The following is a 230-nucleotide window of genomic DNA, read 5'->3' as shown; positions in this document are numbered from 1 at the left end:
GAGTACCCGGGTATCTAATCCCATTCGCTACCCTAGCTTTCGTCCCTCAGGGTCAGCAACGCCCCAGTCAAATGCCTTCGCCTTTGGTGTTCCCCACGATATCAACGGATTTCACCCCTACACCGTGAGTTCCAATGACCTCTGACGTGCTCTAGTCAAACAGTTCCAAATGCGGATTACCGGTTGAGCCGATAAATTTAACATTTGGCTTATTAAACACCCTACGGACC

1 rRNA gene is annotated in these 230 nt (G+C 50.0%); it reads right to left on the bottom strand.

Annotated features, from left to right (window positions below):
• A 16S ribosomal RNA gene (locus tag ACTHSL_RS14340) occupies positions 1-230 on the bottom strand; the annotation flags it as partial.

The sequence above is a fragment of the Neisseria sp. P0008.S010 genome (assembly GCF_051962715.1).
In the GTDB taxonomy this organism is placed as follows: Bacteria; Pseudomonadota; Gammaproteobacteria; order Burkholderiales; family Neisseriaceae; genus Neisseria; species Neisseria elongata.
The sequence above is the reverse complement of the archived record's forward strand: the minus strand, read 5'-3'. Positions and strand labels throughout refer to the sequence as shown.